This window comes from Campylobacter concisus (assembly GCF_050447485.1).
Taxonomy (GTDB): Bacteria; Campylobacterota; Campylobacteria; order Campylobacterales; family Campylobacteraceae; genus Campylobacter_A; species Campylobacter_A concisus_BQ.
The window spans coordinates 254,454-270,655 of sequence record NZ_JALMFY010000001.1 but is presented as its reverse complement, the minus strand read 5'-3'; the positions used below and the strand labels follow the sequence as shown (position 1 = coordinate 270,655).

The following is a 16,202-nucleotide window of genomic DNA, read 5'->3' as shown; positions in this document are numbered from 1 at the left end:
TTTGAGCTATGACCTGCAAGAGATTATTTTAGAACGCACTGCAAATTTAGAGCCAGCACTGCAAAAACAAGCCAAAAAACTAAATCAAAAGATCATCAACACAAATTTCTATCACGATGCTAAAAATTTAGAAAAGATCGGCGGCGTGATAAGCCCCGAGCTAAATGAATTTTTACTAAGCTGCGCTTTAGAATACGACAAAACCCATGCAGATAAATTTGATACCTTTGATAATGACGTTGAGACTTTGCGTGGCATTTGGAGCGCGATGAGCTTTTCAAAAAGCCCTGAAATTTTAGACTATCTAAGCACGCAGGCTACTCGCTCGGTATCGCACCGCTCGTTTGCGCACAGATATATCTTTGAAATTTTACGCTTGCAAGAGAAGGCCGGCCGCACGCATCCGCTACTTGCAAAGCTTTATGGCTATTATGATGACTTGCAAGCAAAACTGCCTATATATGAGCTTTTGCGCCGTATAGGCGTGAGCCCTGCTGATCCTTATGATTTTGATATCTCGCTAAATGCTGTAAATTTTGGCTACTGGTTTAGCAATCAAGGCTTAAGTGATGATGAGTTAGCCAGTAAATTTCACTTAGAAATTTGCTTTTTTGCGCCATTTGTGTATGACCACACATTTGAGATAGAGCTTAGAAACGACGCTGTGCCAAGAGCTAGAGTAAATTTTAACGATGAGGGCATGAGCTTTTTGCAAGAGCTGCCACATGATATTTTGCCCTGCCCTGATATTTTAAATTTAAAGCCATTTATAGATCAAATAAAGTCACGTTTTAATGTGAAATTTGACCTAGACGATAAAGATAAAAGTTATTTCAGCGTCAGCAAGGGGCTAAATAGAGCCAAAATACTCTCTTGGCTAAAAGAAATTTTCGCCTAAATGGCAAGATAAATTTGAGAGTAAATTTATAAACTTTGGCTAAAATCTCATCAATTTTTTCAAAAAAAGGTAAGTTTTGAAAGGCATTCTCTTTACGCTGGCTCTGCTTTGCCTTGGGCTTTATGCGTATTCGTTTTATTTTTTAGTGACCGTTTTAGCCATTAGTTTTCTTATATTTTTTCACGAGCTTGGCCACTTTTTAGCAGCAAGATCGCTAGGCGTCAAAGTAAATACCTTTAGCATCGGCTTTGGCGAGAAAATTTACACAAAAAACTTTGGCGGCACCGACTACTGCCTAAGCGCGATCCCACTTGGCGGATACGTGCAGCTAAAAGGTCAAGACGATACCGACCCAAAGGCTAAAAACTACGACGCCGACAGCTACAACGTGCTAAGCCCGCTAAAGCGCATTTACATCCTCTTTGCAGGGCCATTTTTTAACTTTATATTGGCGTTTTTCATATATATTTTGCTTGGATTTATCGGTGTTGAAAGACTTGCTCCAAGTGTCGGCCACATAGCTGAGGGCTCGGCAGCTGCGAGCGCAGGTCTTATAAAAAACGATAAAATTTTAGAGATAAATGGCGTAAAAATAAACGAGTGGGACGAGATCAGTAAAAATGTAAAACTTGAGCCAAGCACCATTTTGATAGACCGCAATGGCTCGTCACTAACTATAAATTTAACACCAAAGATAGGCGAGACGATAAATTTATTTAATGAAAAGATCGAGCGCCCATTGATCGGTATCTCTCCAAATGGCGAAGTGGTGAAAATTTATCACACAGGTTTAGAGAGCCTAAAATTTGCCTTTGGCGAGACGATCGAGGCTTCAAAACTCATCTTTAAAAGCTTTGAAAAGCTAGTCGTTGGAGCTGTGCCACTAAAAGAGGTGGGAGGCATCGTGCAGATCGCCGATGTCACATCAAAGGCCGCCAAGATCAGCCTTAGCGTGCTTTTAACCATCGTAGCGCTCATCTCTGTAAATTTGGGCGTGCTAAACCTTTTTCCGATCCCAGCGCTTGATGGCGGACACATTTTATTTAACATTTATGAACTAATTTTTAGACGCGAGGTAAATGAGCGGGTGCTTGTCGTACTCACCTACTGCGGCTGGGCGCTGCTGCTTGGCATCATGGTGCTCGCGACATTCAATGACATTATGAGATTAAGCGGAGGTTTATGATGATAGTTTTAAAAGATCTACTTGAAAAGATAGAAAATTTAAGCAAAGACGTGACGCTAATAGCCGTTAGCAAAAATGTCACACGTGCCGAAGTGATGGAGCTTTATGCACAGGGGCAAAGAAATTTTGGCGAAAACAGAGTCCAAGAGCTAGCCAAAAAAGAGCTTGAGCTACAAAATTTTACCGATATTAAATGGCACATGATCGGCCGCTTGCAAAACAATAAAATCAATCAAATGATAAGCCTAAAGCCAGTGCTTTGGCAAAGCTGCGATAGCTTCGAAAGAGCCGTAGAGGTTGATAAAAGACTTAGCTACAAGCTAGATACGCTACTTCAGATAAACTCGGCCGATGAAGATACAAAGCAAGGTGTGAGCGTGGCAAATGCGATTGAAATTTATGAGCGCATCCAAAGCGAGTGCAAAAATATCAATTTAAAAGGCGTGATGAGCATCGGAGCGCATGTGGATGAGCCAAAAGAGGTGCAAAAAAGCTTTGAGCTAACATATAAAATTTACGAGAGCCTAAAGCCAAAAGGCGCAAGCATCTGCTCGATGGGCATGAGTAGCGACTTCGAACTAGCGATAAAATGCGGCTCAAATATGATACGCCTTGGGACAATGCTATATCTATAAATTTGTCCCTTTTGGGGCAAATTTACCCTTCTACTCCTTTTTTAAATTTTAATCTAAGTTATATGATTTTATAATGCAGTTAAATAAATTTTTAACAATAAAGGAGTAAATGTGTTTAAAAATTTTATTCTAACTGCTGTTGCGATCTTGTTTATCTCGGGTTGCGGTAGAGCTGAAAAGATAGCTAGGATAGAGCAAAAATGCGCAAATAATGAAGCTGTTTGGTGTTTAAAACTTGGCAAAACATATGCTAGAAGAGACATCAACAAAGGCGTCATGTACTATCAAAAAGCTTGCGATCTAGGCGATAAAAGGGGTTGCTATAGACTTGCGGTTTTACTAAACTCAAAATCAATCAACTCAAAAAAAGACAATGAAACGATCGTAAAATCACTAACTAAATCATGCGATCTTGGCACGCCAAAAGCTTGCTTTGAGCTTGGCGAATACTACGAAGATGACCCAAAAATGCAAAGCAAAGCAAATGAGTTGTTTGCAAAATCATGCGAGCAAAGATTTGGTCTTGCTTGCTATAAGTTAGCTGACTTTTACGGCGAGAAAAACGATACAGCATCTCAAAAAAGCTACTTAGAGCTAGCGTGCAAATACCGCTATAAAGTAGCTTGCGAAGAAGTAGGTGACGATAAAAAATAAATAACATTTTTTATGTAGGGGAGCACACATCTCCCCACACTCTTTTAATATCAAATTTGCTGGAACGCCTTTTGTTTTAATCTATACAAGAAGCTAGGAGGTTATGCCATGAATGATATTAGCATCTTAAGCGCCAATGTAAATTCATACACCAAGCAACAACACAAACAAGATAGATCTACAAATTTTAGTGATATCTTTAACAAAAAGACTAAAGAAGAGAGTATTAAGCCAAGCCAAGAGCCAGCTAAATTTAACTATATCTCTTCTTCACAAAACAGCCTCATCTCTTTAAATTTCAGTGATCTTCAAGCTTATGGCTACACAGTAGATAAAGCTGGCTTTATGGGAGCTGACTTTAACAAAGCTGCAGACTTGCCACAGGACTTTAAAATTCACAAAAGCACGCTTGATGAGCTTAGTAGATTTGCCGAGCGCAACCATGTACTAAACCGCATCAAGAGCAAAGACGAGCAGATAAAGATCTTTGATAACATCGATATGGCTGACACCATAAAGCACTACTACAGACTATTTGACCAAATGACGTCTAGCACTTTAGGTGATGATAAAAAGAGCTACACCCTTGCAGATATAGGCAAACTACCAAAAGGTTACAGCACAAAAGGCACTAGCTACGATGCCAAAGGACACTTACTAAAAGATCTATCAAACTCTACTATCTCAAACATCTACTCTAGCACTGATGAGCTAAATAGCGCTAAGTCTCTAAGTAAAGAGCTTTCAAGTGCAGGCGTTAGGCTCATAGTAAAAGAGGTTGATTTTACGATGAGTGAAGCAGGTGATGAGTTTAGTTTTAATCCTGATATCTCTTTTTATAAGTCAGATGAAGGTTACAGCAAAGAGGCTCTTTTTATGGGATTTTTACGCAGTTCTAGACCACTACCAAGTGATAGTGCAAAGACTAAGCTTAGTAGCGCTGCCTTAAATGATATCTCAAGCACTGGAGAGCATAAAGAGTACTTTGTGGATTTTGAAAAAGTGGGCAAGGACAACGAGAGCATAAAAGTGCTCATAAAAGAAAGGTTAAAAGAGCTAACCCTTTTAATGTATGCAAGATCAAAGAACATTGGCGCAGAGAGTGTCACTTCAAACGAGTATGAGAAATTTAAGCCAACTAGAGAGGATATAAATTCTCTAGCAAATTCCTGGAGTGAGAGGATAAGCTCTATTAGCAAGACTTTTGTGTAGAGAAATCATATATAAACTAAATTATTAAAAGGTCGATTTACAAACTAAGAAAATTTCACTCAAACAAAAGGCTTTTAAATATGATAAGCAGTGTAAATGGATTTACATATCAAAATATGAGGTATGAGCCAGCTGGAGCGGAAGAGAAAAACATACAAACAAAAGCAGAGCAACAACCTGATAAAAATAAAATAAACGATGATAGCAATAACGCTGTAGCAAATAGTGCTCTTCAGCGCATTTTTGGAAACTACATGAGTGGTATTGCAGCTGATGGTAGGATAACCATTTGGGGTAAAGCAACAGGACTTGATAGCACGATAAGCAATGACGAAGCAAATTCTTTGTTGCACTTTATACAAGAGAGCAAGACAGGCGATTTTATGCCAATGATATCTGATGATATTAGCGATGAGTTGTTAAACTCAGCTGACCTTAGTATCAGTGAATTTAAAGAACGCTGGCTACAAGATAGAGCAAGGATGGCAGAGAAGCTAGAAAAGAGCAATGAAGATTTTTTCGCACAAGTAGATGCTATGAATGAAGAAGCTCAAAGAATTTTAAACAATAAAAACAATGAGCCAGATTTAAATGATATAAAAGAAAAATCTTTTAAGCCTATCCAAGCTGAAAGCAAAAACACTGAAACTTATGACATTACTAAGGATGAGAAATTTTCATATTTGCTCAAGCTTCAAGAGCTTGAGAGAGAACGAGGTATCGATGTGCTTCGTATTATGCAAAAAATTGAAGAAAATGATAAAAAAGTTTTTGATAAAAAGGTTTAACTTTATCTTTGTATTTAGTGTAAAAAAGCTATTTGCATACCTCTTAAAATGCTGACAGTTGAAGTGAAAATTTGCACTGCATTTGAAGTCTTTTGTACGCTTATTTTAGCTCAATGATTGAAGTTAAAATAACAATCTTGCGAACTTTTAGCCAAGCCATATGACAGCAAAGAAATATCTATAATATTTGCATCTAAAACTTCAGCACACTCTTTTTTAGCTTACAGTATTATAAAATTGAGGTACAAATAACAAATACTACAGCTATCGTCACAGTTTAAAAACAAACAACAATAATTATCCCTAAACCAAATAAAAAAATATAACGAATGATAAAAAATTTAAAACAATAAGAGAATAAAAATTTAAAAAGATAAACACCTCAATAACATAAGAACAAATATAAAAAATCTTACTACACCTAATCAATAAAAACCAATTAAAAACAAATAAGAAAGTAAAAAACCAATAATTTTATACTTAAGTAGAAAGTAACACTTACAAAAACTAGGATTAATAATATAAGAATTAAAGCAGATTAACAACAAAGCCCGCAACGACCTACTTTTCCAACATCCCAGTAAGGGAGAGTATCATCAGCCAGGACGAGCTTAGCTTCTTGGTTCGAGATGGAGCAAGGCGTTTCCTCGTCTGTATAGTCACGGGCAGTGTTAAATAAAAGATATAATAGCTAAATCTCTTATTTAACACTACTAGATAAAGTTAAAAGTCATAAACAAAGTTTTATAAAAACATATCTTATTAAGTTTTTATCCTTAACAAGGAAGTGATGCTTATTAAAAGATAAGCAGACGAGCTATTAGTACTGGTCAGCTAAAGGACTTTCATCCATTACACACCCAGCCTATCAAACACATAGTCTATATGAGCTCTTAAAAGAAGATTCATCTTGGAGTTGGCTTCCTGCTTAGATGCTTTCAGCAGTTATCACATCCCAACATAGCTACCGAGCGGTGCCCTTGGCAGGACAACTCGTACACCAGTGGTTGGTTCGACCCGGTCCTCTCGTACTAGGGTCAACTCTCCTCAATCTTCTTACGCCCACGGCAGATAGGGACCGAACTGTCTCACGACGTTCTGAACCCAGCTCGCGTACCGCTTTAAATGGCGAACAGCCATACCCTTGGGACCTGCTCCAGCCCCAGGATGCGATGAGCCGACATCGAGGTGCCAAACCTCCCCGTCGATGTGAGCTCTTGGGGGAGATCAGCCTGTTATCCCCGGGGTACCTTTTATCCTTTGAGCGATGGCCCTTCCACACAGAACCACCGGATCACTAAGACCGACTTTCGTCTCTGCTTGACTTGTATGTCTCGCAGTTAAGCTGGCTTATGCCTTTATACTCTACGAACGATTTCCAACCGTTCTGAGCCAACCTTTGTAAGCCTCCGTTACATTTTGGGAGGCGACCGCCCCAGTCAAACTACCCACCAGACATTGTCCTACTTGAGGATAACTCAAGCTAGTTAGCTATCAGAATAAAAAAGAGCGGTATCTCAACAATGGCTCACCATAAACTGGCGTCTATGGATCAAAGCCTCCCGCCTATCCTGCACATTTTTATCCCAATAGCAGTGTCAAGCTGTAGTAAAGGTCCACGGGGTCTTTCCGTCTTGCCGCGGGTAGGAGGAATTTTCACCTCCACTACAATTTCACTGGATCCCTCTTCGAGACAGCTCCCATCTCGTTACGCCATTCATGCAGGTCGATATTTAATCGACAAGGAATTTCGCTACCTTAGGACCGTTATAGTTACGGCCGCCGTTTACTCGGGCTTCGATCAAACGCTTCGCAGAGCTAACGTCATCAATTAACCTTCGAGCACCGGGCAGGCGTCACACCCTATACATCCTCTTACGAGTTAGCAGAGTGCTGTGTTTTTGGTAAACAGTCGGGAGGGACTCTTTGTTGTAACCTTCAATGCTTACGGAGTAAATCCTTCACAAAGTTAGGCACACCTTATACCGAAGATACGGTGCTATTTTGCAGAGTTCCTTGAAGAGAGTTCTTCCACGCGCCTTAGAATACTCATCCCACCCACCTGTGTCGGTTTACGGTACGGGCAACTATAACTAAACTTAGAAACTTTTCTTGGCTCGACAGTATCAAGGATTTACGATTCATTCCGAAGAACTTCACGCACCTGTAAGGCCTCGGCTTAAAGGAGCTCGGATTTGCCTGAACTCCAACCTGCACCTTTCGACCAGCACTACCATCCGCTGGCTCCTCTAACTCTAAGCGTCCTTCCATCGCACATTATAGTTGGCATTGGAATATTAACCAATTTTCCATCGCATACCCCTTTCGGACTTTGCTTAGGACCCGGCTAACCCTACGATGACGAGCATCGCGTAGGAAACCTTGGGTTTACGGCGTTGGGGATTCTCACCCCAATTATCGCTACTCATGCCTGCATGCTCACTTGTATTCGCTCCAGCACTCCTTACCGGTATACCTTCAATGCAAATACAACGCTCTCCTACCACTTAGTAAAACTAAGTCTAAAGCTTCGGTACTCATTTTAGCCCCGTTATATTTTCCGCGCAGAATCACTAGACCAGTGAGCTATTACGCTTTCTTTAAAGGATGGCTGCTTCTAAGCCAACCTCCTGGTTGTTTAAGTAACTCCACATCGTTTTCCACTTAAATGAGATTTAGGGACCTTAGCTGTTAGTCTGGGTTGTTCCCCTCTCGACGACGGATTTTATCACTCGCCGCCTGACTGCCATGATTACACACTAGGTATTCGGAGTTTGATAGGGTTTGGTACATTGGTGTATGCCCTAGCCCATTCAGTGCTCTACCCCCTAGTGTTACTACATGACGCTATACCTAAATATATTTCGGAGAGAACCAGCTATCACGATGTTTGATTGGCCTTTCACCCCTATCCACAAGTCATCCCATAGCTTTTCAACGCTAGCGGGTTCGGTCCTCCACCGGCTCTTACACCGGTTTCAACCTGCTCATGGATAGATCACATCGTTTCGGGTCTGCAACGTCTGACTAAACGCCCTATTAAGACTCGCTTTCGCTACGGCTCCGGGTTTCCTTAACCTCGCCAGACATCACAACTCGCAGGCTCATTATGCAAAAGGCAGTCCATCACCCTGATAAATCATAGGGCTCTGAATGATTGTAAGCAAATGGTTTCAGGTTCTATTTCACTCTGATCACCTCAGTTCTTTTCACCTTTCCCTCACGGTACTTGTGCACTATCGGTCTAGTAGTAGTATTTAGGGTTGGATAGTGGTCTACCCAGCTTCAGACAGAATATCACGTGTTCCGCCCTACTCAGGATACTGCTAAGTAAAACAAAGCTTTCATATACGGGGGTATCACCCTCTGTGCCTAACCTTTCCAGGTTGTTCTATTAGCTAAGTTTAGTCTATATTGCAGTCCTACAACCCCACTAGTAAACTAGTGGTTTGCCCTCTTACGCGTTCGCTCGCCGCTACTAGCGTAATCTCTTTTGATTTCTTTTCCTGAGGGTACTAAGATGTTTCAATTCCCCTCGTTCGCTCCGTTATACGGTAACTAATATCTCTATTAGTTGGGTTGCCCCATTCAGAAATTCCCGGATCAAAGCCCCTTGACGGCTCCCCGAGACTTATCGCAGCCTGGCACGTCTTTCATCGCCTCTACTAGCCAAGGCATCCACCACTTGCTCTTTGTAGCTTACCTTTTCTATATTAGATTATTCTAATTCGCATCACTTCCTTGTTAAAGATAACTTTATGTTACTACATTTAAATTCTAGCTCTCAAGACGGAAAGCATTGACTACTATTTAGATAAGTTTTAAATCCTAAATAGATTGTGATGTCAAACTTTTGCATTAAATGCAAAGAGAATAGAAATTTAAATCTTTAACAAGTCCTGTAAAATTGTTTTTAAAACTTGCTTGTGACTATTAACAATATTAATTAAAAGAACATTTAGACTTCGCAGACTAGCAAGCTAGTCTTTACGACCAAAGAGTTGCACCCTTTGAAAACCCCTAAAGCACAAAGTTGCTTTCGGCAACTTCGTAATCAATAAAGATTAAGACGCTTAAAAGTCTATATTAAGTGTTTCTAAAAACACTTAATATAGACTTTTACTGTTAAACTATTTTATGGTGGAGAATAGCGGGATCGAACCGCTGACCTCCTGCGTGCAAAGCAGGCGCTCTCCCAGCTGAGCTAATTCCCCAATTAAATTCTCTGGTGGGCCTAACAAGACTTGAACTTGTGACCTCACCCTTATCAGGGGTGCACTCTAACCAGCTGAGCTATAGGCCCCTATAGGTCTATCAATCTTTCAAAACTAAACAAGGATGATTGAGAATATCTTTCTTATAAATATCTTGTGAGAGAATATCTATATGTACTCTAGAAAGGAGGTGATCCAACCGCAGGTTCTCCTACGGTTACCTTGTTACGACTTCACCCCAGTCGCTGATTCCACTGTGGACGGTAACTAATTTAGTATTCCGGCTTCGAGTGAAATCAACTCCCATGGTGTGACGGGCGGTGAGTACAAGACCCGGGAACGTATTCACCGTAGCATGGCTGATCTACGATTACTAGCGATTCCGGCTTCATGGAGTCGAGTTGCAGACTCCAATCCGAACTGGGACATATTTTATAGATTTGCTCCATCTCGCGATATTGCTTCTCATTGTATATGCCATTGTAGCACGTGTGTCGCCCCGGACATAAGGGCCATGATGACTTGACGTCGTCCACACCTTCCTCCTCCTTACGAAGGCAGTCTCATTAGAGTGCTCAGCCGAACTGTTAGCAACTAATGACGTGGGTTGCGCTCGTTGCGGGACTTAACCCAACATCTCACGACACGAGCTGACGACAGCCGTGCAGCACCTGTCTTAACATTTCTGCAAGCAGACACTCTTCTATCTCTAGATGATTTGTTAGATATCAAGTCCGGGTAAGGTTCTTCGCGTATCTTCGAATTAAACCACATGCTCCACCGCTTGTGCGGGTCCCCGTCTATTCCTTTGAGTTTTAATCTTGCGACCGTACTCCCCAGGCGGTATACTTAATCCGTTAGGTGCATTACTGCCAAGACTAGCTTAGCAACAACTAGTATACATCGTTTAGGGCGTGGACTACCAGGGTATCTAATCCTGTTTGCTCCCCACGCTTTCACGCATTAGCGTCAGTTGAGTTCCAGCAGATCGCCTTCGCAATGGGTATTCCTGGTGATCTCTACGGATTTTACCCCTACACCACCAATTCCATCTGCCTCTCCCTCACTCTAGATTATCAGTTTCCCAAGCAGTTCTATGGTTAAGCCATAGGATTTCACAAGAGACTTGATAATCCGCCTACGCGTCCTTTACGCCCAGTGATTCCGAGTAACGCTTGCACCCTCCGTATTACCGCGGCTGCTGGCACGGAGTTAGCCGGTGCTTATTCGTTAGGTACCGTCATTGTTCTTCCCTAACAAAAGGAGTTTACGCTCCGAAAAGTGTCATCCTCCACGCGGCGTTGCTGCTTCAGGGTTTCCCCCATTGAGCAATATTCCCTACTGCTGCCTCCCGTAGGAGTCTGGACCGTGTCTCAGTTCCAGTGTGACTGATCATCCTCTCAGACCAGTTATGCGTCATAGCCTTGGTGAGCCATTACCTCACCAACTAGCTGATACAATATAGCCTCATCCTACACCGAAAAACTTTCCCTATCTAACTTATGTAAGACAGGAGTATAGAGTATTAGCAGTCGTTTCCAACTGTTGTCCTCTAGTGTAGGGCAGATTAGCTATACATTACTCACCCGTGCGCCACTAACTCATAAGAGCAAGCTCTTACTTGTCCGTTCGACTTGCATGTATTAGGCACGCCGCCAGCGTTCACTCTGAGCCAGGATCAAACTCTCCATATTAATTACCTAATCTAATAGATAGGATTTTTATTATGAAGTTTTTAATCAAAAAAACTTTTAGTTTTATATATTAGTTTGTCTAATCTATTATTTAATCATAATAGACTGGCTCAATCGATCACTTGTTTAGATTTCAAAGATTGACTAATAGTTTAACAATTGTAAGTTAAAAGAACTTTCTGCTCTGCGTTCTGCAAAACAGAAAGTGAAGTATATAGAAGTGATGCTTAAAAGCAGATAAAAATCAGGCTATTTTTTTAAAAGCCCATAAAGAAATTTTGAAGTCCAACCTTTTCATTAAAAATAATATCTTTTTTATTTGGATCGTACTTAAATTTACTTACTACTTTTTTGCCATCTTCTTTTAAATATCCAGCAGATATAAGTGTTGGCTCGATAAGAGTCATCTCAGGAAAGAGCGTATCAAAAAATTTAGCCAAAGTCTCATCCGCGCTTAGCTCACCATTAAGTGATAGCTTATCAAAGATCGCAAGCTGACTTTCTCCGCCTTTAAAGCCATTGATAGAAGCATCTAGTTTTAAATTTATCGCATTATTGCCATTTTTAAAGCTTAATGTATCCACTTTCACACTTGGATTTTTCTCTAAAATTTGACCCATTACTTCGTCCAAATTTAACCCAGCAAAGATACTATCATTTGTATCAACATTTACATTACTTAGTCTATCAAGTATATTATTTATAGTTGGCACGTTGATATTTGCTATTTTGCTATCTAAGATAAAATCTGTAAATTTCACTTTATTAACAGCAACTGCACCTATCTTCACCACATCTTTTGAGCTACCAAGATCATTTGAGACTTCAAATTTCGAGCTATACTCAAGATCATCTAAAGCAACATTGCCATCCTTTTCATCTAATAATGCTAGTTTTTTGATCTTAGCCTTTGCTACGTAAGGAGCTAGTTTGCTCTCAAATATCTTTGAAATTTCAACTGGTACAGTGTAACTTGTATCTATATCGACGCCTTCAAGATTAACTTCTGCTTTATTTTCTTCATTAAGATCTTTTAAAGCAACTTTTTTAACACCCAAGTTTGCACTATTTACATTATCTTTTGCGTCTAGTTTCAAGCCAAATTTCACATCCTTTGTATGAACGTTCATAGTTTGCTTGTCGCTAAAGTCAATGTCGCTAAATTTAACATTTACATCTTTATCGCCACTCACGCTGGCCTTTGTTTTAGCCGTTGCGATGACATTTGATCCAAGAAATGAAGCCACGATATTTTTTATCGCTTCATTTTGTATAGAAATTTTTGAGTCGATCTCAAAGCCATTTACAAATGCAAGCACTGAGTGAGAAATTTCATTTTCCACCTTGAAATTTAGATCCTCATCTACATCTTTGCCAGCTAAATTTTTCAAAAGATCTTTTGAAACTACAAGATCAAATGACCCTTTTGAGCCAAGAAGACCTTTTTGATAGCTGTTTTCTGAAACTTTAAAGCCATTTACGTCATTTAGTCTATCAACTATCCTTTGATAGTTCTCCTCGACCTTGTTTGAGGCAAAATAGACAGCGCCTGCGACGACCACGATAACTACGATTAGAGCAGATATCACCTTTTTCATACTTTTCTCCTTTTTGTAATGTGTTGTAAAAACAACCAGATACCAAATAATAAGCCAACCATGGCAAGTGGCATGATATATCCATGCGCGCCAAGATAGTCACTCACACTCACGAAATAATCCCCTGCTTTATAGCTAGCAAGACCAACGATCACCGCCCAAAGAACCGAGGAGATCAAATTTATAACACTAAATTTATAAAAAGAGTATTTTGTAAGTCCAAGTGCGATAGGTACCAAAGTTTTGACGCCATAGATAAATTTCTTGATAAATATTATCTTATCACCGTGCTTCTTTGCCAAAATTCCAGCGTAGGCAAGCTTTCTTTTGTGATTTTTCACATAAGGCATAAGCGAACTTTTGTTAAACCTTGCGACGTAAAAGATCAAAGTATCGCCGATCGTGTTTGCCACGGCAGCGACTATTATGCTAAGAGTGATGTCCATTTTGCCTGCAAAGCTTAATATTCCAGCAGCGATAAGCGCAACCATGCCACCACCAAGGCTGTAAAAAAATAGCACGATGTAGCCATAAGTTGAGATCGAGTTTATAATATCTTGCATCATTGCCCCAAAAGTTTAGAAGCAGAAGATATTAGCTGCTCGTATGCGTAGCCACTTTGTTTTAAAATTTCATCCTTTGCGCTAATGACTGCTCCGCCAAAGCTAGCCCCAGCGAAAAAGCCGTCGTTTGCAGCGTAAGCGTAGATGTCGCTTGAAAATTTAAAATCGCTTACTTTATTATAATTGCGTCCGATATCGCCAAATGCCACTGAAAGCTTCGTATCAAGCGTGATCTTAGCGTCTTTTATGTCATAGATGATGCTATCTTTAAATATAAAAAGCACAAGCGAGCTATCTTCATAACCAAGCTGTATGCCGATGCTGCCGCCACTTATACTAACTGGCAAAATTTCACTTGGAGAGTTGATGTTGCCAACGACCATGATGCCATCTCCGCCCATGCCACCAACTACAAAACCGACTTTTTTTACACTTGGAAAGATAATCGTCGCTTTTGACTGCTCGATAAGCTCTTTTATAGGAGCGTTTCTAGCGCCTCTCATCGTCGTTATAAACGAATTTGCCGACTCTAGTACAAGCTCCTCGCTGGCAAAGCTAAGCGAGAAAAACATTATTAATGATAAAAGAAATTTCATATCTTGCCGTTATTTCGCAAAATCAATAGCGCGAGTTTCTCTAATGACGCTTACTTTGATCTCACCAGGATACTGCACCTTGCTCTCGATCTCTTGAGCGATCTCTTTTGCCACAAGCACGGCTTCATCATCGTTTATGAGCTTAGCATTTGCGATGACACGGATCTCACGACCAGCGTTGATCGCATAAGCTTGCTTGATGCCCTCTTTGCTTTTTGCGATGTTTTCGATCTCTTCGACACGTTTTAGGAAGCTCTCAAGCACCTCACGTCTTGCTCCTGGACGAGCTGCGCTTAGTGCGTCAGCTGCGCAAACAGCAGCACTTTCTATACTTGTCGCCTCTTCGTGTCCGTGGTGAGCATAGATCGCGTTGATAACAACTGGATGCTCCTTGTAGCGTTTGCAAATTTCAGCTCCAAGATCAACGTGGCTGCCCTCGTACTCGTGAGTTAGCGCTTTGCCGATGTCGTGAAGTATGCCAGCTCTTTTTGCTAGCTTCTCATCTCCGCCGCACTCAGCCGCGATGATACCAGCAAGGTGAGCTACTTCAAGGCTGTGAGCAAGGGCGTTTTGACCGTAGCTTGCTCTAAATTTAAGCTTGCCTATTAGTTTTACTATCTCTGGATGAATTTTATTTAGACCAAGGTCCATGACGATGTTCTCGCCCTCTTCTTGTATACTTTGCTCAAATTCTTCAGTCACTTTTTTGTGCAGATCTTCTATCCTTGCAGGCTGAATTCTGCCGTCCTCCACCAAAAGCTCGATCACTCTTGTTGCGATCGCACGTCTGTAAAGGTTAAAGCTACTTAAGATGATCGCGTGCGGGGTATCATCGATGATGATATCAACGCCAAGCACCATTTCAAGGGTTTTGATGTTACGTCCCTCTTTGCCGATGATCCTGCCTTTTAACTCATCGTTTTTGATATTTACGACATTTATCAGTCGCTCGGCCGCAAATTCTCCGGCAAATCTTGACGTAGCCTGCGCCAAGATATAATTAACCCTCTTTTTAGCCTCTCTTTTTGCCTCTTCTTCGTACTTTCTAACGATGTGAGCGATATCGGCTCGTGACTTCTCCTCGACCTTTTTAAGCACAACCTCTTTTGCCTCTTCCTCCGTTAAGCCAGCAGCGTGCTCAAGCACCCTTATCGCCTCTTCTACTTTGTTTTGATAAGTCGCTTTTAAATTTAAGCCCTCTTCGTAAGTGACCTTCGCATCTTGCTTGTCTTTTTCAAAAAGCTCTTTGCTCTCATTTAAAAGCTCTTGCTCATTTAGCAAAATTTTCTCTTTTTTGGTTAGCTCATCAAATTTACTTGCATACTCTTTTTGAAGCTTTGTCGTCTTGTCATCGTATCTTTTTTTAGCCTCAAATTCAGCCTCTTGGACTGAAATTTTAGAGTTTTTAAGCGTTAGCTCAGCTTCATACTCGATGGCTTTTGCCTTTGCTTTTGCTTGCTCTAAAAATATGTTGTAGTTTGCATCATTTATCTTTTTAGCGTAGAGATACCCTGCTCCAACGCCCACCACACCGGCTCCTAAGCCTATTAAAACCTCTATCATTTATTCCTCTTTTTATATAATTTTTACTTGGGGTTATATAAAAGTCTCCCACCGCATCATGCGCCTGCGAGAGCACATCTTTGGTGTAAAAGTCTTTTACCTCTAAGAAAACTATCAGTTTTGGCTTAACGGGCAAAGTGTCAAAAAATCTATCGTAAAATCCTTTTCCGTGCCCTATCCTTGCCATAGCTCCATCAACCCCAATCGCTGGAACTACCGCCATATCGAGTTTAACATTATTCATTTTTTTGCCAGATGGCTGCCTGACATTAAATTTATAAGTTATAAATGGCAGTCGCAATCTTACCATCTCTAAGCTAAGACCTACCATAAAAGGGGCAAAAATTTCACATTTATGTGATAAATTTCGTCTTATTTTAAGCACATCGACTTCGTAGTTAAGCGGCAAGTAAAAGAGCACCTTTTTAGAATTTGTGTAATTTATCAAATTTAAAAGCGTTTTTGCTGCCTTATGATGTGTGCATTTTGCTCTAAATTTAGTAAGCTTTATCAAATTTGCTCTTGCATTTTTTCTAAATTCGTTTTTTTCTAAATTAACGCTCATTTTATGCTCTTTCTTGTATAATCCTGAAACATTTTT

The 16,202-nt window shown here is 40.5% G+C and carries 11 protein-coding genes, 2 tRNA genes and 3 rRNA genes; 6 read left to right on the top strand and 10 right to left on the bottom strand.

What is annotated here, in order from left to right; all coding sequences use genetic code 11:
* Position 1 precedes the first annotated feature (1 nt).
* The 6 genes from MTT29_RS01435 to MTT29_RS01410 all read left to right on the top strand — a co-directional run bounded on the left by MTT29_RS01435 (position 2) and on the right by MTT29_RS01410 (position 5,373).
* Positions 2-898, top strand: coding sequence for a hypothetical protein (locus MTT29_RS01435; RefSeq protein ID WP_429799546.1), 897 nt, complete (start codon positions 2-4; stop codon positions 896-898).
* A 76-nt stretch (positions 899-974) separates the two neighbouring features.
* Positions 975-2,084 (top strand): RIP metalloprotease RseP, encoded by a 1,110-nt coding sequence (rseP, locus tag MTT29_RS01430; protein ID WP_429799545.1) that lies wholly within the window; start codon positions 975-977, stop codon positions 2,082-2,084.
* Complete coding sequence (locus tag MTT29_RS01425; RefSeq protein WP_429799544.1) at positions 2,081-2,719, top strand: YggS family pyridoxal phosphate-dependent enzyme; 639 nt, start codon at positions 2,081-2,083, stop codon at positions 2,717-2,719. Before rseP ends, MTT29_RS01425 begins: the two co-directional genes overlap by 4 nt.
* A gap of 111 nt (positions 2,720-2,830) precedes the next feature.
* A complete protein-coding gene (locus tag MTT29_RS01420) occupies positions 2,831-3,373 on the top strand; it encodes a tetratricopeptide repeat protein (RefSeq protein WP_429799543.1) in 543 nt (180 codons plus the stop codon).
* A 108-nt stretch (positions 3,374-3,481) separates the two neighbouring features.
* A complete protein-coding gene (locus MTT29_RS01415; protein ID WP_429799542.1) occupies positions 3,482-4,585 on the top strand; it encodes a Cj0814 family flagellar-dependent secreted protein in 1,104 nt (367 codons plus the stop codon).
* Between the two features lie 80 nt (positions 4,586-4,665).
* A complete protein-coding gene (locus MTT29_RS01410; RefSeq protein ID WP_429799541.1) occupies positions 4,666-5,373 on the top strand; it encodes a hypothetical protein in 708 nt (235 codons plus the stop codon).
* A 548-nt stretch (positions 5,374-5,921) separates the two neighbouring features.
* On the opposite strand, the gene rrf is transcribed toward MTT29_RS01410, so the two are convergent.
* The 10 genes from rrf to MTT29_RS01360 all read right to left on the bottom strand — a co-directional run bounded on the left by rrf (position 5,922) and on the right by MTT29_RS01360 (position 16,166).
* Positions 5,922-6,040, bottom strand: a 5S ribosomal RNA gene (rrf, locus tag MTT29_RS01405).
* A 133-nt stretch (positions 6,041-6,173) separates the two neighbouring features.
* Positions 6,174-9,078 (bottom strand): 23S ribosomal RNA (locus MTT29_RS01400).
* A gap of 433 nt (positions 9,079-9,511) precedes the next feature.
* Positions 9,512-9,587: transfer RNA gene (locus MTT29_RS01395), tRNA-Ala, on the bottom strand.
* A 12-nt stretch (positions 9,588-9,599) separates the two neighbouring features.
* Positions 9,600-9,676: transfer RNA gene (locus MTT29_RS01390), tRNA-Ile, on the bottom strand.
* A gap of 94 nt (positions 9,677-9,770) precedes the next feature.
* A 16S ribosomal RNA gene (locus tag MTT29_RS01385) occupies positions 9,771-11,281 on the bottom strand.
* Together the 16S, 23S and 5S rRNA genes with 2 tRNA genes alongside form the textbook arrangement of a ribosomal RNA operon.
* A 257-nt stretch (positions 11,282-11,538) precedes the next feature.
* Complete coding sequence (locus MTT29_RS01380; RefSeq protein ID WP_429799540.1) at positions 11,539-12,879, bottom strand: DUF945 family protein; 1,341 nt, start codon at positions 12,877-12,879, stop codon at positions 11,539-11,541.
* On the bottom strand, positions 12,876-13,442 hold the full coding sequence (locus MTT29_RS01375; RefSeq protein ID WP_429799539.1) for a DedA family protein: 567 nt from the start codon (positions 13,440-13,442) through the stop codon (positions 12,876-12,878). The genes MTT29_RS01380 and MTT29_RS01375 overlap by 4 nt, the downstream gene beginning before the upstream one ends.
* Positions 13,442-14,038, bottom strand: coding sequence for a lipid-binding SYLF domain-containing protein (locus MTT29_RS01370; RefSeq protein WP_429799538.1), 597 nt, complete (start codon positions 14,036-14,038; stop codon positions 13,442-13,444). Before MTT29_RS01370 ends, MTT29_RS01375 begins: the two co-directional genes overlap by 1 nt.
* Positions 14,039-14,047: 9 nt before the next feature.
* Complete coding sequence (rny, locus tag MTT29_RS01365) at positions 14,048-15,601, bottom strand: ribonuclease Y (protein WP_429799537.1); 1,554 nt, start codon at positions 15,599-15,601, stop codon at positions 14,048-14,050.
* Entirely contained in the window at positions 15,534-16,166 is a 633-nt protein-coding gene (locus MTT29_RS01360; protein WP_103565722.1) for a 5-formyltetrahydrofolate cyclo-ligase, read from the bottom strand. Before MTT29_RS01360 ends, rny begins: the two co-directional genes overlap by 68 nt.
* Between the last annotated feature and the right edge of the window lie 36 nt (positions 16,167-16,202).

Excerpts from the sequence above, each read along its gene's own strand:
- MTT29_RS01380 (WP_429799540.1), bottom strand. The coding sequence starts at position 12,879 with ATGAAAAAGGTGATATCTGCTCTAATCGTAGTTATCGTGGTCGTCGCA.
- rny (WP_429799537.1), bottom strand. The coding sequence starts at position 15,601 with ATGATAGAGGTTTTAATAGGCTTAGGAGCCGGTGTGGTGGGCGTTGGA.
- MTT29_RS01375 (WP_429799539.1), bottom strand. The coding sequence starts at position 13,442 with ATGCAAGATATTATAAACTCGATCTCAACTTATGGCTACATCGTGCTA.
- MTT29_RS01360 (WP_103565722.1), bottom strand. The coding sequence starts at position 16,166 with ATGAGCGTTAATTTAGAAAAAAACGAATTTAGAAAAAATGCAAGAGCA.
- MTT29_RS01410 (WP_429799541.1), top strand. The coding sequence starts at position 4,666 with ATGATAAGCAGTGTAAATGGATTTACATATCAAAATATGAGGTATGAG.
- MTT29_RS01415 (WP_429799542.1), top strand. The coding sequence starts at position 3,482 with ATGAATGATATTAGCATCTTAAGCGCCAATGTAAATTCATACACCAAG.
- MTT29_RS01370 (WP_429799538.1), bottom strand. The coding sequence starts at position 14,038 with ATGAAATTTCTTTTATCATTAATAATGTTTTTCTCGCTTAGCTTTGCC.
- MTT29_RS01425 (WP_429799544.1), top strand. The coding sequence starts at position 2,081 with ATGATGATAGTTTTAAAAGATCTACTTGAAAAGATAGAAAATTTAAGC.